General features: G+C 44.8%; 16 protein-coding genes and 2 tRNA genes. 9 read left to right on the forward strand and 9 right to left on the reverse strand.

From position 1 onward, the window contains the following. The first annotated feature begins 105 nt into the window (after positions 1-105). Together ushA and ybaK are read left to right on the forward strand one after the other, a co-directional pair. Complete coding sequence (ushA, locus tag BIW15_RS14470) at positions 106-1,788, forward strand: bifunctional UDP-sugar hydrolase/5'-nucleotidase UshA (protein WP_023585830.1); 1,683 nt, start codon at positions 106-108, stop codon at positions 1,786-1,788. A 107-nt stretch (positions 1,789-1,895) separates the two neighbouring features. After that, complete coding sequence (gene ybaK, locus BIW15_RS14475; protein WP_005481362.1) at positions 1,896-2,369, forward strand: Cys-tRNA(Pro) deacylase; 474 nt, start codon at positions 1,896-1,898, stop codon at positions 2,367-2,369. Positions 2,370-2,425: 56 nt separating this feature from the next. Here the strand turns inward: ybaK and rluF are convergent, their stop codons facing one another. From rluF to BIW15_RS14490, 3 genes are all read right to left on the reverse strand, one after another. Further along, positions 2,426-3,541: a 23S rRNA pseudouridine(2604) synthase RluF gene (gene rluF, locus BIW15_RS14480; RefSeq protein WP_005496155.1), complete on the reverse strand. Its 1,116-nt coding sequence runs from the start codon at positions 3,539-3,541 to the stop codon at positions 2,426-2,428. Positions 3,542-3,640: 99 nt separating this feature from the next. Then, the gene (smrA, locus tag BIW15_RS14485; RefSeq protein WP_077281202.1) at positions 3,641-4,222 is read right to left on the reverse strand and encodes a DNA endonuclease SmrA; all 582 of its coding nucleotides are present in this window, start codon (positions 4,220-4,222) and stop codon (positions 3,641-3,643) included. Between the two features lie 131 nt (positions 4,223-4,353). Continuing rightward, entirely contained in the window at positions 4,354-4,494 is a 141-nt protein-coding gene (locus BIW15_RS14490; RefSeq protein ID WP_005489851.1) for a DUF3149 domain-containing protein, read from the reverse strand. A 259-nt stretch (positions 4,495-4,753) separates the two neighbouring features. Between BIW15_RS14490 and BIW15_RS14495 the strand changes: the two genes are divergently transcribed. Further along, positions 4,754-4,830: transfer RNA gene (locus tag BIW15_RS14495), tRNA-Pro, on the forward strand. 190 nt (positions 4,831-5,020) lie between these two features. Here the strand turns inward: BIW15_RS14495 and BIW15_RS14500 are convergent. Then, complete coding sequence (locus BIW15_RS14500) at positions 5,021-5,893, reverse strand: TraB/GumN family protein (RefSeq protein WP_023585828.1); 873 nt, start codon at positions 5,891-5,893, stop codon at positions 5,021-5,023. Between the two features lie 560 nt (positions 5,894-6,453). Here BIW15_RS14500 and BIW15_RS14505 point away from each other — a divergent pair. Next, positions 6,454-9,105, forward strand: coding sequence for a beta-N-acetylhexosaminidase (locus BIW15_RS14505; protein WP_077281203.1), 2,652 nt, complete (start codon positions 6,454-6,456; stop codon positions 9,103-9,105). 436 nt (positions 9,106-9,541) lie between these two features. Further along, on the forward strand, positions 9,542-10,234 hold the full coding sequence (locus BIW15_RS14510) for an oligogalacturonate-specific porin KdgM family protein (protein WP_005453980.1): 693 nt from the start codon (positions 9,542-9,544) through the stop codon (positions 10,232-10,234). A gap of 64 nt (positions 10,235-10,298) precedes the next feature. Here the strand turns inward: BIW15_RS14510 and BIW15_RS14515 are convergent, their stop codons facing one another. Together BIW15_RS14515 and BIW15_RS14520 are read right to left on the reverse strand one after the other, a co-directional pair. Next, positions 10,299-10,748, reverse strand: a complete 450-nt coding sequence (locus BIW15_RS14515; RefSeq protein WP_005454003.1) for a DUF411 domain-containing protein — start codon at positions 10,746-10,748, stop codon at positions 10,299-10,301. 21 nt (positions 10,749-10,769) lie between these two features. Beyond that, complete coding sequence (locus tag BIW15_RS14520; RefSeq protein WP_077281204.1) at positions 10,770-13,505, reverse strand: heavy metal translocating P-type ATPase; 2,736 nt, start codon at positions 13,503-13,505, stop codon at positions 10,770-10,772. A 475-nt stretch (positions 13,506-13,980) separates the two neighbouring features. Between BIW15_RS14520 and chiP the strand changes: the two genes are divergently transcribed. The 4 genes from chiP to BIW15_RS14545 all read left to right on the forward strand — a co-directional run bounded on the left by chiP (position 13,981) and on the right by BIW15_RS14545 (position 19,021). After that, complete coding sequence (gene chiP, locus BIW15_RS14530) at positions 13,981-15,102, forward strand: chitoporin (protein WP_069495587.1); 1,122 nt, start codon at positions 13,981-13,983, stop codon at positions 15,100-15,102. Between the two features lie 122 nt (positions 15,103-15,224). Beyond that, positions 15,225-15,821: a DUF2057 domain-containing protein gene (locus BIW15_RS14535; RefSeq protein WP_005453993.1), complete on the forward strand. Its 597-nt coding sequence runs from the start codon at positions 15,225-15,227 to the stop codon at positions 15,819-15,821. Positions 15,822-15,999: 178 nt separating this feature from the next. Continuing rightward, complete coding sequence (gene gltX / locus BIW15_RS14540) at positions 16,000-17,424, forward strand: glutamate--tRNA ligase (RefSeq protein WP_005482241.1); 1,425 nt, start codon at positions 16,000-16,002, stop codon at positions 17,422-17,424. A gap of 637 nt (positions 17,425-18,061) precedes the next feature. Further along, entirely contained in the window at positions 18,062-19,021 is a 960-nt protein-coding gene (locus tag BIW15_RS14545; RefSeq protein ID WP_005453991.1) for an OmpA family protein, read from the forward strand. 242 nt (positions 19,022-19,263) lie between these two features. Here the strand turns inward: BIW15_RS14545 and BIW15_RS14550 are convergent, their stop codons facing one another. The 3 genes from BIW15_RS14550 to BIW15_RS14560 all read right to left on the reverse strand — a co-directional run bounded on the left by BIW15_RS14550 (position 19,264) and on the right by BIW15_RS14560 (position 21,429). Then, a complete protein-coding gene (locus BIW15_RS14550) occupies positions 19,264-19,770 on the reverse strand; it encodes a hypothetical protein (RefSeq protein ID WP_005482262.1) in 507 nt (168 codons plus the stop codon). Between the two features lie 269 nt (positions 19,771-20,039). Then, positions 20,040-20,116, reverse strand: a tRNA-Arg gene (locus BIW15_RS14555). Between the two features lie 179 nt (positions 20,117-20,295). After that, a complete protein-coding gene (locus BIW15_RS14560) occupies positions 20,296-21,429 on the reverse strand; it encodes a flagellar assembly protein FlgT (protein ID WP_077281206.1) in 1,134 nt (377 codons plus the stop codon). Positions 21,430-21,450 lie beyond the last annotated feature (21 nt).

Raw genomic sequence — 21,450 nt, forward strand, 5'->3', positions numbered from 1 at the left:
TGCATCATAATTATGAAATCAATGTGTTAGGGTGCGCGTGGTTTTCAAATAGCTCTAATGTTTGAAAATGTGCATCAGTAATCCCGATAAGAAAAAGGAAAAAAAATGAATCAGCGTCTGATTATCAAAACTGCTTTGAGTGCCGCTATTTTGGCCTCGCTGGCTGGATGTGCTTCGCAACCTGCTCATGAATGGAATGCAGATACCACTTATAAATTGACTGTCTTACACACCAACGATCACCACGGTCGTTTTTGGCAGAATAAACACGGTGAGTACGGCATGGCCGCGCGCAAGACGTTGATCGATGATCTGCGTGATGAAATTCAAGCAGAAGGAGGCAGCGTGCTGTTGCTGTCTGGTGGTGATATTAATACCGGCGTTCCTGAATCTGATTTACAAGACGCTGAACCAGATTTCAAAGGCATGAGTAAGATTGGCTACGACGCGATGGCGTTAGGCAATCACGAATTTGATAATCCGCTAGACGTGCTATTCAAACAGCAAGATTGGGCTAACTTCCCAATGCTGTCAGCCAACATCTACGACAAAAAAACGGGCAAGCGTTTATTCCAACCTTACGCGATGTTCAATAAGCAAGGCATTAAAATTGCGGTTATTGGTCTGACAACAGAAGATACCGCGAAGTTGGGAAATCCTGAGTTTATCGGTCAAGTGGACTTCCGCGACCCGAAAGCGGAAGCGAAAGAGCTGATTGCAGAACTGAAAAAAACAGAAAATCCGGATCTGATTTTCGCTGTTACGCACATGGGTCACTACGAAAATGGCAACCGTGGCATCAATGCGCCGGGTGATGTAGCTTTGGCGCGTTACCTTAATGAAGGCGATTTGGACATGATTGTGGGTGGTCACTCACAAGAGCCCGTTTGTATGGAAGGTCCTAACGTTATCAAAAAGAACTTTAAACCGGGTGATGAGTGTCAGCCAGACCAACAAAACGGTACTTACATTGTTCAGGCGCATGAGTGGGGTAAATATGTTGGCCGTGCCGATTACGAATTCCGTAACGGCGAACTATCAATGGTGAGCTACGATCTTATTCCGGTAAACTTGAAGAAAAAAATCAATGTGGATGGTCAATCACAACGTGTGTTTGTTCAAGATGAAATTACTCAAGACAAAGCGATGTTGGACTTCCTTCGTCCTTTCCAAGAAAAAGGCCAAAGCCAGCTGAATGTGAAAATTGCGGAATCAAACGGTAAGTTAGAAGGTGACCGTGATGTCGTGCGATTCCAACAGACGAATCTAGGTCGTTTAATTGCAACGGCTCATATGGAACGTGCAAAAGCTGATTTCGCAGTGATGAACTCAGGTGGTGTGCGTGATTCTATTGAAGCTGGTGAAATCACATACAAAGATGTGCTGACCGTGCAGCCATTTGGCAACATGGTTTCTTACGTCGATATGTCTGGTCAAGAAGTCTTGGATTACCTAAATATTGTTGCAACCAAGCCAGTTGATTCAGGTGCTTACGCGCAGTTTGCGGGTATCTCTATGCGTATTGAAAATGACAAAGTCACCAATGTATTTATCGGTAACAAGCAACTGCGTTTAGATGGTCGCTACCGCTTCACAGTACCAAGTTACAACGCTTCTGGTGGCGATGGTTACCCTAAAATTGATACGCACCCTGGCTACGTCAACACAGGTTTTACCGATGCAGAAGTCTTGAAAGACTATCTAGAAAGCCATAGCCCAATTGACGTTAACGAATACGCACCTTCTGGTGAGGTGATGTACCAAACAAACAATGTGGTCAATCAATAGAGTTTGATTGCGAAAAAGCGTTTGACTCAAACTCGCTGATATCATTAACTAAAAGCGCAGCTCCCATTGATGGGGCTGCGTTTTTTATTTTTATAAGGAGAATCTTGATGACTCCGGCCATTAATCTTGCGAAAAAGAAAAAAGTTCCTCACACCATTCACCAGTATGAACATGACCCGAGAGCAGACAGCTATGGGTTAGAAGCGGCTGAAGTGTTGGGGCAAGATCCTAAAAAAGTATTCAAAACCCTGTTGTTTTGCCTTAATGGCGAGCCCAAAAACTTGGCAGTAGCCATCATTCCTGTGGATCAAAAACTGAATCTAAAATTGGCAGCCAAAGCAGCAAAGGGTAAAAAAGCCGACATGGCAGATCCAGACATCGCCCAAAAGACAACGGGTTATGTAGTTGGCGGCATTAGTCCACTTGGACAAAAGAAAGCGTTGCCAACCTTTCTACATGAAAGTGCAAAAGAACAAGAGACGATTTGTGTGAGCGCGGGTAAACGAGGCTTAGAAATTGAGCTTGCTCCGCAAGATCTTGTGGCTTTGACCAGAGGGCAGTTTGCCCCATTATGCTTGTAAGCCAGTTTGGGTTGAATGACCAACAAAGAAAAAGGACGCGAAAGCGTCCTTTATTGTTATTTTTTGAGGCTTAATGTGCCACTAGTGCGTTTTGCCGGTTTACTTGTCGTATTCGGATTGACGTAATGCTGCTTCGGTTTGCTCGGTGTTTGAGGCTTGTTTTGCGGTCTGCCATGCTCACCTTGTGGCTTCGCGCGTTCACCTTGAGGTTTCGCTTTGTAATGCTCTTTCGCAGGGCGTGAGTTCTCATCATCACGTTGACGGCGCTTTTGCTGGCCTTTTTTAGAGTTAGGTGCATGACGGAACTCGTCAGCGTTATTACCACGGAAGGTGCGCGTTTTTTGATTGCGACGAGCAGTCGAACCTTGGTTCTCTTCTCGGCTATCAAACAGTTTCGCATCAGTCGCTTTACGAATATTACGACCTCGAGAATCTGTCTTTGACGCTTCCTCGGTACCAACTGAGCCATCGCACATTGCTAAAATTTCTGCGACTTCGTCATCGGTTAGGTAACGCCATTTACCATTTGGAATACCATCTAGAGAGATGTTCATGATGCGTACGCGGCGAAGTTTAAATACTTCGTAGCCGAGTGCTTCACACATACGGCGGATCTGACGGTTTAGGCCTTGCGTCAAAACAATACGGAAAGAGAACTTGGTTTCTTTCGTAACTTTACAAGGGAGCGTTACGGTATCGAGGATTCGAACACCACTCGACATCTGTTTTAGGAATTCGTCCGTAATCGGCTTGTCGACACGCACCACGTATTCTTTTTCGTGGTTGTTACCAGCGCGCAGAATCTTGTTCACAATGTCGCCATCGTTAGTCAAGAAGATCAAACCATCCGAAGGTTTATCGAGTCGACCAATTGGGAAAATACGCTTTTTGTGACCGATGAAATCGACGATATTGCCGGGGATATCACGCTCAGTCGTACAGGTGATGCCTGTTGGCTTGTTGAGGGCGATATATATCGGCTTTTCTTTTGAAGCGACAGGCTTGCCATCAACACAAACGTCGTCACCAGGTAGTACTTTGGTGCCCATTTCTGGCTGTTTGCCGTTAATGGTCACTCGACCTTCTTCGATCAGTTTATCGGCAGCGCGGCGCGAGCAAAAGCCCGTTTCGCTGATGAATTTATTTAAGCGTTTCGCGTTGTCTTGTGACATATCGGTCTCCTAACGTTTCACAACGGCGGTGAATTTGATAACCCTTCCCGCAAGTGGGAAGGGGAAATAAGGTCGGGCATTCTAGCACCGAGGAGAAACTTAACCTAACCGTTTTTGATGACGTTCGCGGTTTTCTAGTTTCTTGTCTGCGCTTTTTCTTAGCAATACATAAACAGCACCACTGCCACCGTGAAAGCGTTGTGCACTGTGCACGCATTGCACTTCTTTTATTTGTTGTAACCAACTGCTGACGAAGCTTTTCATTAATGCTGGTGGATTCGAACGTTCGCCACGGCCGTGCACAATCACAACAGTACGAATATCCATTGAGATACATTGCTTTAAGAACTTCACTACTTCATCACGCGCTTCTTTCAGCGTTCTACGATGCAAGTCTAAACGGGCTTGGATAGGGTACTTCCCAAGGCGAAGTTTGCGAAATACACCATCTTGAACACCATCTCGTTTGAACTCGACGAAGTCATCGGGTTTGAGCATTTCTGCATGATCGAGAGAAAGGTATTCTGGGTCATCTTCGGTGAGCCAAATCGCTGCTTCGCGTTTGGCAATATGTGCATCAGTCACTTGGTGGACTTTTTTGTGTTCAGCAGTGTCTTGGTTGATTGGCTTAACATCGCCCATCATCTGTTGAAACAGTTCAAAATCGTCATCGTGAGACATAGTGGCAATCTCATAAGAACAGGATAGGTAGATAGGATTATATCAACGAGATGTGGCAGAAGATCAAATAAAAAACCGGAGCAGGCAAGTAACCGGCTCCGGTGCAAAGCGTTTCTAGAGCTAAGCGAGATCTAGTGAGGAGATTTGTCGTTCATGATCTTATAGATGAAGAAACCGCCGTAAAACAGCATCAGACCAAATGCCCCAAAGATTACTATCATTGACGATAGACCCACTGCATTACCAAATAGGAGATCAAGCCAAAAGTCCATATGTTTCCTCCAAGATATTCCCGACAGGCATAAAACTAAATGGCGGTGTTTTTTTGCACACTGATCTGGATCAATTATGTTGCTAAGGTTAATAAACTGTGTTTTATTGTGGGTTATCAATCACATTTTACGTGCTAGTGTTCAGTTATTCATCAAACGAATTAAGACATTACGTTTTTTTGCAAAAAGCACTTGCGTCTCCGATCAGAATCCGTAATATACGCATCGTTGACGGGGGCAAGACCCCAGTTAAACATCTCGGTGAATAGCGCAGCTTGGTAGCGCATCTGGTTTGGGACCAGAGGGTCGGGGGTTCGAATCCCTCTTCACCGACCATTTTTAGAAAGCCTGCTCAATGAGCAGGCTTTCGTCGTTCTAGCGCTAGCAATTTGAGAGGTCAATGGTATAGAGCTAAATAGGGTTTGCCTGAAGTTAGAACATGGCTCTTCATCGACCATATTAAGAAAAAGGCTCTACAGAAATGTAGAGCCTTTTTCGCATGTGTAATGATGGTTTTGGCTGGGTTTTAAATATTGCACTTTGCTTTGCGTGTTTTACCAAGCGAGGTAATTTCAAATCCTCGTTGTGCGAGCAAATCGATAAGGTTGTCTTTACCCACCAGATGCAGACTTCCAACCACAACGGTGTAGCGACCTGACTTTTTAGGCAGCACACTACCAGTATCGAGTTTTTTCGCCCAATCACGGTTGCGAGAATATAAGAACGCTTCGTTAAAATCTTCCGTCGCTTTGTCTGTTAAAGATGCCTCTTCCAGCATACTGCCATCACCACTTTTCCAGCTTTCTATCAAACACTGTACAAGTTTGTCACCACCTTCGTATTCGTCTATCGAGGACAGTAGCATTTCTTGCCCACCATTTGGCTGACCAGCAATAAGATCGATTTGAAACTGCACCGATTCTAACGAGAGGACTGGCAGGTGCTTTTTCTCAGCTAAACCAATTAGATGCATGTCTACACCTTTGTCCGATACGTAGCCAAGCTTATTGACTAGCGCGAGTTGGATGGTCAGAGCTGCGGTCCAAGGTGGCGCATTGAGAAGTTGCGCTTCTGCCATGCCTAGATCTTTGGCGATGTTCACTAACAGTTGGCGTTGAGTTTTGTCGAGTACGTCTTTAGAGAGAATCGAACTCTCTGGGTACACCACACCTTCAGAGCTTCTTACATCGGCTTCAATAATTAAGCCCGAGCTTTGTTCCAAAAACTTAGTGATGTTTTTCGGAAGTGGATACATGCTTTTATCACCGACATGTACGGAGCCGATAATCATGTATTCCGTGTCGCCTTTTTTAGCTCGCCAGTGTTGAGGCTCAGCGTAGGACGAAAAGGAGGTAAAGATAACAATAAGAGATGACATCAGTGTCATTAGGCGAAACATAGTTTTTATCCTCGGCTGAATCTTATGGTGAGACTCAGATTTCAGCATCTACAACTCACAGGGGATATTACTTTATACCCAAATAAAGCTTAGACACCAGAGCTCACTTTAAAACTCTTTTTTGCAACGATTTGATAAACCAACCAATCGACAAAAACGTCATTTCAAACAATATTGACGAGTTTTGACATGCTAAAAATGAGATTGACTTCACGAAAGCTAAATTGGTGAGTTTGTTATTAATGGTTCACAAAATAATCAGATGTGATCCGAATCCTACAAAGTCATACCAAATCAATCGGAATCGGTGATTTAGATCGCAACAAACTCGTCAAAATAAGTTGTTCGATTTTGACGTTGGTTGTAAGTGTATGAAATAAATGTGTTTATATTTTTTCTTGGTGAGTGGAGTTTGAGCTGGATCACTTCTTACTTTTATTTATTTTACGCTTAGAAATAACTGCTTGTATGTTGAATGACATTGTTGAGCACCACAGATTTGGGTGCTTTTAAATTGCGTAATTGTCGTTTTGAACCACTGACTTTTTGGGGAAAGTAAGATGTTGAAACCTAGTTTGATTGCTGCTTCTGTTATCGCAACACTAGCAGGTTGTTCTGCTCTGCAAAGCTCTGAGCAACAAGTTGTAAATTCACTGGCTGATAACCTTGATATCCAGTATCAAGTGCTCACTAACCATGGTGCTAATGAGGGGCTGGCATGTCAGGATTTGGGCGCTGAGTGGGCATCTTGTAACAAGGTCAACATGACGCTAGTAAACCAAGGCGAAGCAGTTAACTCAAAAGATTGGGCGATCTACTTTCACAGCATTCGTTTGATCCTAGATGTCGACAATGAACAGTTTAAAATCTCTCGCGTAACGGGTGATCTACACAAACTTGAACCAACTGATAAGTTTGATGGTTTTGCAGCGGGTGAAGAGGTGGTTCTTCCTCTGATCGGTGAATACTGGCAGCTTTTTGAAACAGACTTTATGCCGGGTGCATTTGTTGCAGCGCCAAACGCTGAACCTAAAATGATCGCTTCTCTCAATACTGAAGATGTGGCTTCTTTTGTCACTGGTCTTGAGGGTAATAACCTAAAACGTACACCAGATGACAACAACATCTTTGCCAGTGCGGTATCGCGTTTCGAGAAGAACGACGACTTAGTGAAACAAGACGTCTCCACGACGTTGTTACCAACGCCAATGCACGTTGAGGCGGGCAAAGGCAAAGTCGATATTACAGAAGGTATTGCGCTGCCTAAAGATGTATTTGATGCGGCTCAGTTCGCAGCGATTCAAGATCGTGCAGAAGTGGTAGGTGTGGATGTTCGTGGTGATCTTCCTGTAAGCATCACTGTTGTTCCTGCAGACTTCACCGGTGAATTAGCAAAATCGGGTGCTTACGAAATGAGCATCAACGGCGACGGTATCGCGATTAAAGCATTTGATAAAGTGGGTGCTTTCTACGCGGTACAATCTATCTTTGGCCTGGTAGATAGCCAAAATGCTGATTCTCTACCACAACTGTCCATCCAAGACGCACCACGTTTTGACTACCGTGGCGTGATGGTGGATGTGGCTCGTAACTTCCACTCTAAAGATGCCATCCTTGCAACGCTAGACCAAATGGCGGCGTACAAGATGAACAAACTGCACCTTCACCTAACGGATGATGAGGGTTGGCGTCTTGAAATTCCGGGTCTGCCAGAGCTGACTGAAGTAGGTTCTAACCGCTGTTTTGACCTTGAAGAAAAAAGTTGCTTGTTGCCACAACTAGGTTCTGGCTCAACTTCTGACAACTTCGGTTCAGGTTACTTCAGCAAAGCCGATTACGTGGAAATCCTAAAGTATGCGAAAGCACGTAACATCGAAGTAATTCCTGAAATTGATATGCCAGCACACGCTCGAGCAGCAGTTATCTCAATGGAAGCACGTTACAACCGCCTAATCGAAGAAGGTAAAGAAGCGGAAGCGAACGAGTACCGTCTGATGGATCCTCAAGATACATCGAACGTAACAACGGTTCAGTTCTACAACAAGCAGAGCTTTATCAACCCATGTATGGAATCTTCCACTCGCTTCGTAGATAAAGTGATTTCAGAAGTGGCAGCAATGCACACGGAAGCAGGCGCGCCGCTAACAACATGGCACTTTGGTGGTGATGAAGCGAAGAACATTAAGTTAGGTGCGGGTTTCCAAGACGTTAACGCGCAAGACAAAGTTAGCTGGAAGGGCACGATTGATCTGTCGAAACAAGACAAGCCATTCGCGCAGTCTCCACAATGTCAGACGCTAATCGCAGACGGTACAGTAAGCGACTTTGGTCACCTTCCAAGTCATTTTGCAGAACAAGTGTCGAAGATCGTAGCAGAGAAGGGCATTCCAAGCTTCCAAGCATGGCAAGATGGCTTGAAGTACAGCGAAGGTGAGAAGGCATTTGCAACCGAAAACACACGCGTTAACTTCTGGGACGTTCTGTACTGGGGCGGTACTTCATCAGTGTACGAGTGGTCTAAGAAAGGTTATGACGTGATCGTTTCTAACCCAGATTACGTGTACATGGACATGCCATACGAAGTAGACCCGAAAGAGCGTGGCTACTACTGGGCAACACGAGCAACAGATACTCGTAAGATGTTCGGTTTTGCGCCAGAGAACATGCCTCAGAACGCGGAAACCTCAGTTGACCGCGATGGCAATGGCTTTACTGGTAAAGGTGAAATCGCAGCGAAACCTTTCTACGGTCTATCTGCACAGCTTTGGTCTGAAACCGTACGTAACGATGAACAGTTCGAGTACATGGTATTCCCACGCGTACTTGCTGCAGCAGAGCGTGCATGGCACCGTGCTGAGTGGGAAAACGACTACAAAGTGGGTGTTGAATACTCGCAAAACTCGAACCTAGTAAACAAAGCCGCGCTAAATCAAGACTACAACCGCTTTGCGAACGTACTTGGTCAACGTGAGTTAGCTAAGTTAGAGAAATCTGGTATCGACTACCGCCTACCAGTACCAGGTGCGAAAGTAGAAGATGGCAAGCTAGCAATGAACGTTCAGTTTCCTGGCGTGAAGCTTCAATACTCTCTAGACGGCAAAAACTGGCTGAATTACGTAGACAATGCTCGTCCAAATGTGAAAGGTGAAGTGTTCATCCGATCTGTATCGGCAACAGGTGAGAAAACAAGTCGTGTGACTAGCGTAAAATAACACGATTCTTGTAAGTTAATTTTTGGCAAAGCCTCAACGTATGTTGAGGCTTTCTTTATTTTTAAGGGAAATTAAGTGTGATCGAAGTCTTAATATTTTTCATTGATAAATAAGTTTTGGTGTTAAAGATAGAAATTAAATGTGAAGTGAGTCGGGTTATTTCGCCATTTATTAAATCGTTAGTTGTTTATGATCACATTTTATTTTTTTGACGAATTTTTATAAATCAACGCAAGTGTCTGTAATTACCAGTGTTTTTGTTATGGTTATAGAGTCGGGTTTGAACGAGATCACTTTTTAAACGGATTTATTTTCCATTGCGAATTAATTATTTCAGTATGGCCACCGCCACGGAGGCACATTCCAAGGCTTGCGATGATCGGGAAAAGAAGCCCATGGAACCATCGCATAACGTGAATAATTAAAGGCAGTAATTATGAAAAACATCTTTGCACTGAGTGCTCTTTCACTCGCTTTCGCTTCTAGCGCTTTTGCTGGTTCTTCTTACGTAACGGGTAACGTTCAATTCCACGATGATGGTCGAATTCATGGCTCTGACGTGACGTCTACCCTTGAAGCTGGTCATACTTTTGATAACCAATTTGGTGGCTTTACGGTTTACACTGAGTTTGATGGTATTCAACTGGGTAAGTTGGAAACTGAAAATGGCGGTGCAGGCAATACGACTCCTGCAATTACCGTGGGTGGTGAGCAGTCATTCAACATTACCGATCATCTATGGGTTGCGGCGGGTTACCAACACCTGTTTTCTGCCGGTGAGAACGTGCAATATCGTCCACTGGTTAAGATCGGCTACAACTTCGATAACGGCATCTCATTAAGTAACCGTACTCGTGCTCACATCGACGCGACAGACGCAGATGCGGATACAGATTACCGCATGGATAACCGCATCGGTTACGTGATGAATGAAGATGTGACGCTAAGCTACAACAACGTTTACATGATTGAAGCAGAAACTATGGATCACGAGTTCCGTGCGACATGGACGCGTAAAGGTGTTCAGCCTTACTTTGAATTACGCTCTCAAGCTCATGGCGCAGAAAATGCGAGTGGCGACAGCCTAGTGAATAACGCTTTTGTATTTGGTGCTTCTTACGGCTTCTAATTTTATATTTGTCTTAACTGTCCATTAAGAAAAAGCCCAGCAATTGGTTTGCTGGGCTTTCTTATTACTTGTCGTTACCTTCGTGGCGGCGGTATTCGAACACTTGACCTTTTTCGTTAAAGGCGTAGACCGTGTAGCTGTCTTTTTTGTCGCCATATTCCATACCCGGAGAGCCCATTGGCATACCTGGTACAGTTAAACCTTTCGCGTTACGTGGTGGATTTTCTAAGAACGCTTTAATGTCTTCGGCTGGAATGTGACCTTCGAACACATAGCCGTTGATCTCTGCCGTGTGGCAAGAGTAAAGCTGTTCGTTCTTGATGCCTAGATCGCGTTTGATGGCGTTCATGTCATCGTGCAATTTTTCTTCGACCGTAAAGCCGTTCTCTTCCATGTGTTTTGTCCATTCTCCACAACAGCCACAGTATGGCGATTTGTGGTTAATGACATCGGCTGCCAATACGTTGGCGGACACGGTCGCAAGCATTGCAAAGGTCAATAGTTTCAACTTCATAATACCCTCAAAAAGAAGTGGTTATTTTACTGAAAACAGTCGTAGTCGATTTGCATTACTAACGACAGTAATTGAAGATAGTGCCATTGCCGCTCCTGCGACAACAGGACTGAGCAAAAATCCAAACGCTGGGTAAAGCACGCCAGCGGCAACTGGAATACCCAACGAGTTGTAAACAAAGGCACCAAATAGGTTTTGCTTCATATTTTTAAGTGTAGCGCGAGACAGTTCAATCGCATGTACTACCGCCATTGGTGACGTGTTCAGGATGGTCATTTGCGAACTTTCAATGGCGACATCACTGCCGCTACCCATGGCAATACCAAGGTTGGCTAACGCGAGAGCAGGGGCGTCGTTAATGCCATCCCCCACCATTGCCACGACATGTCCTTGAGATTGAAGTTGCTCAATGTGCTGAGCTTTTTCATCTGGCATTACTTGGGCGATCACTTCATCAATGCCAAGTTCTTGGCCGATAGCATTGGCAACGTGTTGGTTATCACCCGTCAGCATTACCGTTTTGATGCCTTGCGATTTTAATGCAGAGAGCGCTTGTTTCGCATCTGATTTGATTGGGTCGGCAATGGCAATCAGACCGATCAGTTCGCCGTTCAATGCCACAGCTACCGGAGTCCACGCATTTTTTGCGCATTCATCGATGTCTGGTTTTAGTGCGCTGGTCTCAACGTTTTCTGCTTGCATGAACTGCAGCGAACCAATAAGCAGCGGTTTGTCTTGATACGTCGCCAAAATGCCGCGTCCGCGAACGTTCTCAAACTTGTCTAATGAGACGTCTTTTGCGTTGTGTTGTTTGGCATAATCACACACCGCTTTTGCCAGTGGGTGCTCAGACTGACGCTCTGCCGCATACGCTAAAGCCAATAGTTCTTCTTGGCTGGTGGTGTGAGTAAACACTTGCTGAACGCTCGGTTTTCCTTGGGTAAGTGTGCCCGTTTTGTCGAATACAACCGTGTCGACTTTGCTTGCCAATTGCAGAGCATCGGCGTCTTTGATCAAAATGCCGAGTTCTGCGGCTTTACCCACTCCCACCGTGACAGAAAGTGGGGTTGCTAAGCCTAGAGCACAAGGGCAGGCGATGATCAGTACCGTTGTGGTGACCACAAGCATATAACTCGCTTTTGGCTCTGGACCAACGGCAAACCAAACGAGCGCGGCCAGTATTGCTATACCAACAACGACAGGGACAAACACCGATGAAATCTGGTCTGCCAATTTCGCGATGGCAGGCTTACTGCTTTGCGCTGTGCGCACCATGCGGATGATTCGAGCCAGCATGGTATTTGCGCCAATGCCCGTTGCCTCAATGATTAAGGCTCCATCGGTGTTCAAAGTACCTGCGGAGACTTGAGCCTCTTGCGCTTTTAATACAGGAACAGGTTCACCAGTGAGCATAGATTCATCAATGTACGATTCACCTTGAATCACAACGCCATCAACAGGCACTTTTTCGCCGGGTTTGATACGCAGTTTCATGCCCAACGTGATTTGCTCAACCGTTATTTGTTGGTCGCCTTGTTCCGTGATGACCGTAGCTTGCTGAGGTTGCAAGTTAATCAACGCTTGTAAGGAACGCGTTGTGTTCGCCTTAGCTTTAGCTTCTATATAGTGACCAAGTGAAATCAAACCAATGATCATCGCGCTGGCTTCAAAATAGACATGACGAGAAGCCATTGGGAACCAGTCAGGAAAAATCACCACCAGCATCGAGTAAAACCATGCCGCACCCGTACCGAGTGCAACCAAGGTATCCATCGTTGCGCGTTTGTGAGTGGCCGCTAACCAAGCGTTACTGAAGAAGTGTTTACCCGCCGTGGCAAGAAGGAGCAAACATACGATACCGATCGCGCCCCAAGCTAATTGGTCGTTGGTGTTGCGAATCATCATATTGCCGCCAGCAACGCCCCAAATCATTAAAGGGGCACCGACGACAAGGCCAGCAATAGCATCCAGTTTGAAGCGTTTTTGCTGCTGACGTTGTTGCTGCGCTTGTTTTTCTTGCTGGGTTGCGGCGTCTTGTAGAATTTCACCCTGATACCCGGCTTGTTTAACCGATTCTAAAATCTCGGCGTGCAAGTCGTCAGAATCGTTATCGACAAAGACCAACGCACTTTGCTCAGCCAGGTTGACTTGCGCTTTTTCAACGCCTTGGACTTGAGTCAGCGCTTTTTCAACAGAGGCAACACAGCTGGCACACGTCATCCCTTGAATCAGCATTTGTAATTGTGTCGCGCCTGCTGGTGGTAGCTCTTCAATTTTAACTTCAGGCTCACCGTGATGTTGCTGCTCAACTTGAGTTGGCGTTTCTGCCTTTTGCGGAGCTGATACATTTGTTTCTGTATTTGCTTCTGTGATCACTTCGGAACTTGCGCTATAGCCTAAGCTTGCCACCAAATCGATGACTTGCTTTTGTGTCAGCAGAGTATGAATGTGTAAGTGCGTTGTCGAAGCTTCGAAAGAGACAACATCTTGATTGGACTCTAATAAAGAAGAGAGTTTTTTCACGCAGCCACCGCAGCTTAGCCCCGATAGTTGGAGCTCATAATGGGTGCCAGCTTGGTAACCAAGGGATTCAATTGAGGCGACCACGTCAGATAAAGACGCATCCGTCTTTAATTCTACAGAGGTCGGAGACAAATTGATGATTTCAACATCGTGATTAGCGTGTAACGCTTTCTCTACTTTCCTTGCACAACCCATGCAGTTGAGCCCCGATAACGGTACAACGAACTGGTTCATAAACTTGTCCTCAATAATAGCGATGTAGAGAGCTTAAACCTTACATCAAGGGGAAGGTCAAGCATTTCATTGGCGAAACAATTTCGTCAAAACTGTCAGTAAAGCTCCGTTTCTTCCTCTGTTGTGTTGCGAGTGATCTCAAGGTTTTTTCTCTCTGAATATAAAGTTCCGTTAAAACTCCTAAAACATGAATGAAGTCGCTCACGAATTTGAAGCTTTTCTTATGTCAGAACAGCGTAAAAACTCACTTTTGACGTTTTTATGTTTTTATTTATCTATATAAGTTATTAAAAAATAAGGATTGATATTGTTTTTGATCTTCTCATTTTGAACTTGCTCAGATTGCTGCTGGGAAAGTTTTTTACTGCGAAAAAAGTTTGTCATATTTGCCCCGTCCAAACATTGTTTCAAGTTCCTGCAATGTCCTAGTTAGCGAATTTGAAAATGGAAAAAACTAAAAATATAGGGGTTAAAAATGTCTTACCTAAAGAAAAGCCTACTTGCTACGGCAATCACAGGCATGATGTTCAGTGGTGCAGCTCTTGCTGATGGCGCAAACAGCGATGCTGCGAAAGAGTACCTAACAAAAGATTCTTTCTCTTATGAAGTTTACGGGATCATCGCGATGCAGGCCGCGTACCGCGATTATGATTCTGGTGATGCAAAGCAAGATGACAAACTTGGTGGCATGCAGCTAAACAACGAATCTCGTATCGGTTTCCGTGGTAAAAAACAATTTGCTAACTTCGGTCCTACCTTTATTTGGCAAATCGAAGGTGGTTACGTAGACCCTAGCTTTGGTGGCGAGGGTGCTGGTCTTGGTGAGCGTGACACATTCGTCGGTTTTGAAAGTGCTTCTTGGGGTCAAGTTCGTCTAGGTCGTGTTTTGACACCTATGTACGAGTTGGTTGACTGGCCAGCATCTAACCCAGGTCTAGGCGATGTTTACGACTGGGGTGGTGCAATCGGTGGTGCTAAGTACCAAGACCGTCAATCAAACACCATTCGTTGGGACTCTCCAATGTACGCAGACAAGTTCTCTCTAGATATCGCAGCGGGTGCTGGTGATAAAGCGGGTCTAGGTGCTGGTGATGATTACTGGGGCGGCATCGCGGCTCACTACAAGTTAGGTCCACTACAATTGGATGCTGCTTACGAAGGTAACCGTAACATTGAATCTGAAGGTCAAACTTGGGAAAACAACACGTACCTAGTTGGTGTTCAAGGTTGGTTTGATAACGGTATTTCGTTCTTCGCTCAATACAAATACATGGAAGCGGACGCAAGCAACGGCGTGAACGAGAAGCAAGATGCAATGTCTGCAGGTCTGATGTACACAACAGGTGACTGGCAGTACAAGCTAGGTTACGCAGCGAACTTCGACCTAGAACGTGACGGTAAGACAATTAACGATACAGCAGACGATGTACTATCTGCACAAGTTATGTACTTCGTAGACCCATCTGCAGTGCTTTACGTACGTGCTCGTACTCTAGACTTCGGTGACGGTGCGTCTCAACTAGATAAACCAGCAGAAGCGCGTTGGAAGTCAGCTGACTACGATGAGTTCTCTGTAGGTGTTGAATACTACTTCTAATAAAGAAGCAGCTTAAAGGGCGGAAACGCCCTTTTTGTCTTGATACTTATTCATATAAGCCATTGAAATGACTGGCCTGTAAGTTTCAGTGGCTTATCTAAATTGGTATAAAGTGAGAAACCATGATGAAAAAAACAACGACACTTCTTGGAATTTGCGCAATCCTTTCTGCGCCTGCCTTCGCTGCTCAGTTGACTCTGCAAAAGGAATTAGTGCCTCGCGTTATTAATGGTGAGTTCGTTTACCCTGAGTGGATCTCTGACAACAACAGTATCGAGCTAAAAGACGGTGAAAACCAGTTAGCGGTGACTGTTGGTCAAATTGTGTTTGAAGATGGAAAGCGCCGTAAGTTTGATTCGCAGCCTCTTTTATTAGAGTTTGATGCAGAAAAAGATGCTGAACTTTCTCTGACTTACAAAACCTTCCGCACCATTGAAGAAGCGAAAGCCTTCGAACTCGATCCAAAAGTGGTACTAAAGGATAAAAACGGAAAAGAAGTGGATTTCTCTATGGTTCAGCTCCGTAAAGGTGGTTTGCAAGGTTTTCGTGATTACGAGCGAGAAGTGGCCGACTACAACAACGCAATGAACAAACAAGCGACTAAGAGCAGTATCGCGCAATCTCCGGCGGTGACGAAAACGTTGAAAGAATCGTTCAATGAACTCAGCCGTGAAGAGCAACAAGAGTTCATGCAATGGGCGATGCGTAACCTGAAGTAATTTCGTCTCGCGCTTAAACAATAAATAAGAGGGCAGTACCTATATTGGTGCTGCCCTGTTTGTATTTCTGGTGTCAAACCGATTGTAGAATTGACTTACGGTGGTAAAATGTCGCCACTTTTATCCTTGACATCACAACGAGAGCCCTCTCGTTGCTCATTACCCCTAAGGAACTCAAATGACGGTTAAAACTCGTTTTGCTCCTAGCCCAACTGGCTATCTACACGTTGGTGGTGCGCGTACTGCACTTTACTCTTGGCTATACGCTAAAAACCAAGGTGGCGAATTCGTTCTACGTATCGAAGATACAGACCTTGAACGTAACTCTCAGGAAGCCGTTGATGCGATTCTAGAAGGCATGGAATGGCTAGGCTTGGAGTGGGATGAAGGTCCTTACTACCAAACTCAACGTTTTGATCGTTACAACGAAATGGTTGATAAGCTTCTTGCTGAAGACAAAGCGTACAAGTGTTACGCGTCTAAAGAGCTGCTAGATGAAATCCGTGCAGAGCAAGAAGCAAACAAAGAAATGCCTCGTTACGATGCAAACCATCCAAAAATCAAAGCGGCAAACGAAGCGGCAAAAGACGGTGACCCATGTGTTATCCGTTTCCGTAACCCAAAAGAGGGTAGCGTAGTATTCGAAGACCAAATTCGTGGCCGTATCGAAATCCGCAACGATCAAATGGATGACCTAATCATTCGTCGTACTGACGGTTCACCTACTTACAACTTCTGTGTAGTAGTGGATGACTGGGACATGGGTATCACTCACGTTGTTCGTGGCGAAGACCACATCAACAACACGCCTCGTCAAATCAACATCTACGAAGCATTGGGTGCGCCAGTACCAACGTTTGCACACTGTGCAATGATCTTAGGTGATGACGGTGCGAAACTGTCTAAGCGTCATGGTGCAGTATCAGTAATGCAATACCGTGATATGGGTTACCTGCCTGCGGCACTAAACAACTACTTAGTGCGTCTAGGTTGGTCTCATGGCGACCAAGAAATCTTCTCTCAAGAAGAGATGATCAACTTGTTCAGCCTAAACGCAGTATCTAAGTCAGCGTCTGCTTTCAACACGGATAAACTGCAATGGTTGAACAACCACTACATCAAGAACTCAGATCCTGCGTATGTTGCAGAGCATCTACAATGGCATCTAGATCAGCAAAAACTCGACGTAACAAACGGCCCTGCGATCACTGACGTGATCAAGCTAGTCGGTGAGCGTTGTCATACTCTTGTTGAGCTTGCTGAGCAAATTCGTTACTTCTACGAAGATTTCTCTGAGTTTGAAGCGGGCGCAGCGAAGAAGCACCTGCGTGGCGTAGCGAAAGAACCTCTAGAAGTAGCACTTGCGAAAGTGGAAGCGATCACAGAGTGGACGACAGAAAACCTACACCAAATGATCGCTGACGTATGTGCAGAGCTTGAAATTGGCATGGGTAAAATCGGTATGCCACTTCGTGTTGCAGTGACAGGCGGCGGTCAATCACCTTCTGTTGATGCTGTAATGGCGTTGATCGGCAAAGAACGTTGTGTTGCTCGCATCAAAATGGCGCTAGAGTTCATTGCTGAACGTGAAGCAAACGCATAATTAGACTGAATAAATAGTCATTCTAAGCCGCGATATTTGTCGCGGCTTTTTTGTATCTGAAGGTTCACAGCACTATAAAGCTTAATCTTGCTAAGGATATAAACTGCTCGTTTTGCTTTTTAGTTGTTCAAAAATGGATAAGTTTTTGTAATCCACATATGCCTAATACGAATGAAAATTAACCGTTCGCATTCAAAATATCTCTCTGATTTATATTTATAAATCCTAAAGTTCCCTAATTGTTGTCTCAACATTGAGAAATAAACTTGCTTTAGCTATCTGGTTTTAAAAAGTGACGCAAACGTTTGCGTAGTTGGTGGGGTGGGTCTTTGAGTGCTCAAGATCACATAATGTAGAACTTTTTGATGACACGAAATTGACAGTTTTGGGATTTGTCTCGTGATTTCTTAGCGTTATAGTTCAACCCGTCAGTGAGAACTCGATAACGATATGCATCACTGCACTGGAAATATACCCAAGTGACTTTCCATAAATTTTTTGCATGTGCATAAAGCGGAAGTTGCTTCGGTATCCACTCAAGGAATGAATAAAAAGAATTGAAATACAACGTCAGTGTTATTAGGCGGCGCATTTCGTCATCGAATTAAAAAAAAGTACTTCTTTAGAGGAATCAATAATGAAAAAACTAGCAGCGGTAATTTCAGCGTCTTTACTTATGGCTTCAGCAGCTCAAGCAGAAGTATACGTGGGCGGTAAAATGGGTAAATCTTGGTTGGAAGATGCTTGTGTAGCAGGTCAATCTTGTGACAAAGATGGCTCAACTCTTGGTGCTTTCGTTGGTTACGAATTCAATGACTACATTGCACTAGAAGCTGGTTTCGACAACGTTGGTGATTTCGATCAAACTTCTTTCGGTGGCCACGTAGAAGCAATCACTCTTGCTCCTAAATTCAGCCTACCAATCACTCAAGACATCGCACTTTACGGTAAAGTTGGTGGTGCTTACGTAATGTTCGATGGTAAAGATGATTACTCTTACCTAGGCGCAGCTGGTGTTGAATTCAACCTAAGCCAAAACGTTACAGCACGTGCGGAATACCAAACAATTACTGACATTAGCAACAACGTAAGCAAAGCAGCTGGTAACTCTGCAACTCTAGGTGTTTCTTTCAAATTCGGCGGCAACGATGAGCCAGTAGTAGTTGAAGAAGAGCCGGTAGTTGAAGAAGTAGTTGTAGAAGAAGTTGTTGAGCCAGTAGTGGTTACTAAAACTTTCGAAACTCAAACTATCGGCACTGGTAGCTTTGACCTAAACAGCACAACACTTAAACCAGAAAGCGCTTCTAAACTAGACAACCTAGTTGCTTTCCTAAACGAGCACCCACAAGCGAAGGTTGAAGTAGTTGGTTACACAGATACTTCAGGCGCTGCAGCATACAACCAAAAAGTTTCTGAGAAACGTGCTGAGTCTGTAGCAAACGCGCTAGTTGAAAAAGGCATCGATGCATCACGCATCCAAGCTCGCGGTGAAGGTGAAAACAATCCAATCGCATCAAACGATACTCGTGAAGGTCGTCAACAAAACCGTCGCGTAGAAATCGTTGTACCTGAGTTCGAATACCAAGTTCAGCAATAAGCTCCTATCCGACCGTAGAATAGCAGCCTAAAGCTGAATGCCCCGAAGAGTTCGCTCTTCGGGGCTTTTTTATCTGTTCATTTTGTATCGCTTAATTTGTGAATGGTGGACACAAAAAAGAGAACCGGTTGATGACGGGTTCTCTTTTTGCGTTCGATAGAGGTTCAACTCTCGAAATCATTTTTAGCAGTGAAGCGAAATGTGTCTGAAGCGCTTTTAAGTTGTGTAAGTACGAGAGTGGATTACTTCAGATCGATGCTGTTGAGTCGGCCCATAAAAGTGAGGATTTCTAAGTTCTCTTTGTGGGCTTCTAGTAGTGCCTTTTTCGTTTGCATGTAAGCGGCAAGTTTGCCGTATTTGTTAATCGAACGTACTACCGTCTTGTATTTGTATTCACCCTTATCGTTAAACTCGCGCCACTTCGCAATGTAACAAGTGTCTCGGTTGTCTGGGTTCTCTAGGGTAGGGTTAGGCTTATGAACGATTTTAGGCTCAACGCTGTGCGGCAGACGCGTCATTAAGTACGGGTCTTTTAATAGACGTCGCCAAAACTTGCCCCACATTTCTCTACCCAACTCATTTCTTAGTTTGATGGCTTTCTTCAAGCCCTTTTTCTCTCCAATACGAACAAAGCCCACTGAGCGATGCAAAACAGTATCGTCAGGAGTATGAATGTGGATCTTAAAGGCAGTCTTGCCTTTCGAAATAAAGCGGTGTCCAGTGTTAGTAATTAAATTGCTCTTAGACATAGTGCTAACTAATATTTTTATTAATAGTCGAGAGGGTAAGCAAAACTCATAAATAATTAAAGTAATAAAATACAAAACTGTAAATAGTAACTGTGAAGTAATTAAGGGCGACGGCGAGCGTTTTCAACCCGCATGAGGTTTGACCAGAAGCGGTAATATGCTGTTGGTGGGCGTTTGGATTATTGGGAAGAGAACGTTGTGTGCGGGAAATGAGCCCGATAAACGCGTATAAAAAAGCCTTAGCTCAACGGTGAGCTAAGGCTATGATATGGCGCCCCCAGTAGGATTCGAACCTACGACCTGTCCCTTAGGAGGGGACTGCGCTATCCAGCTGTGCCATGAGGGCGTAATACCAATCACAGTAAGTATTGGGTTATTGCTACAGGTTAAACAAATTTACAGCCATGCTGCTGATTTCTTTAACCCTAGTGCTAACTTGTTAGTTACTTAGACAGGCATAATCAAATAAGATGCGTTGTCTATGATATTCAAAAGTAAGCATATCTCAAGGCTTAATGTGACCTTTTATAAGATCTTGTTCATTACATCGCCAATTTGAACGCTGGACCCCAAATTCGGCTGATCAATCGTCAATTCTGCTTCTTGTTCATAGATGCGAGAGACCGTCAACGTGATCTCGCTTTGCGACACTTTATTACGTGGTAAACCCTTTTGATCGATGAATGATGCCGTGTGCCACAGTTGCAGTTTGTCACCTTCTTTTACGCCGTGCATGCGGCCCAGATCCATCGTAACGGTGTTGCCAAAAACGGCCACCACTTCCGGTAGGGTAATCTTGCAAGACAGTTCGGACTCTAGGTCTAGCATGATGTTGCGGCTGACGCGTAGCATCATTTCGCCATAGGTCGATGCCCAGAAACGTGCGCTGCGAGTGTCCACTTGGCTGGTTTTGGCGAATGGCCAACGCGCGACTTCGCGGTACGCTTTGTTGAAGACTTCATGGCCTGTCTTGCCATCGAAGACTTTCATCTCTAAAGCAAACTGACGGTTAATGATGTCGTCTTTTAAGAGTTGAGATTCAATCGTTGCCGTTAAGTCAGTGATCACGCCGCCAATAATGTATTGTGCGCCGTTGTCTTGCGCAATCATTTGAGTGCGAGCTGGATAATTGCTGCTGATTGAGTAGTCCGTCGTGCCAACAGAAACGAAACTGCGCGAGGTTTGATCCAATTGGCGATTAACGACTTTGCTGAAATCGTCACCCACTTGGTAGATTTGCCCCATGACTGCTTGTTGGGGGGAGGCAACGTCAATGTTACCGACCAAAATAGTCTTTTTGTATTGATCCGTGTGGCAACCCGTTGCCGATGGATAGATGTCCACTCGGATCTTCATTTCCATTTTACCACCGCGTTTGCGCTCAGATTCCACGAGAATGTAGCGCACCTCATGGTTAGTAAACTGATATTCTTTGCGGTTTTCTTCCAATAGCGGCATCAAGTTACTGATGCTGCCAATGTCTGCGCCCGAAAAGTTGACGGCTTTGAATAGAGCGTCTTCCAACGCATGGAGCCTTGCCGCATCTTCAGAAGAAACGATCGTGGCAACGCCTGTCACTTCGTACCAAGACGCCACTGCACGAAATGGCAGAAGCATAACGAAAGTGATTGAAAGTAGGCTAAATAATATTTTTTTCATTGGGTATGACCGTTCGGGTAT

The organism is Vibrio sp. SALL6 (assembly GCF_002002385.1).
GTDB lineage: Bacteria > Pseudomonadota > Gammaproteobacteria > Enterobacterales > Vibrionaceae > Vibrio > Vibrio parahaemolyticus.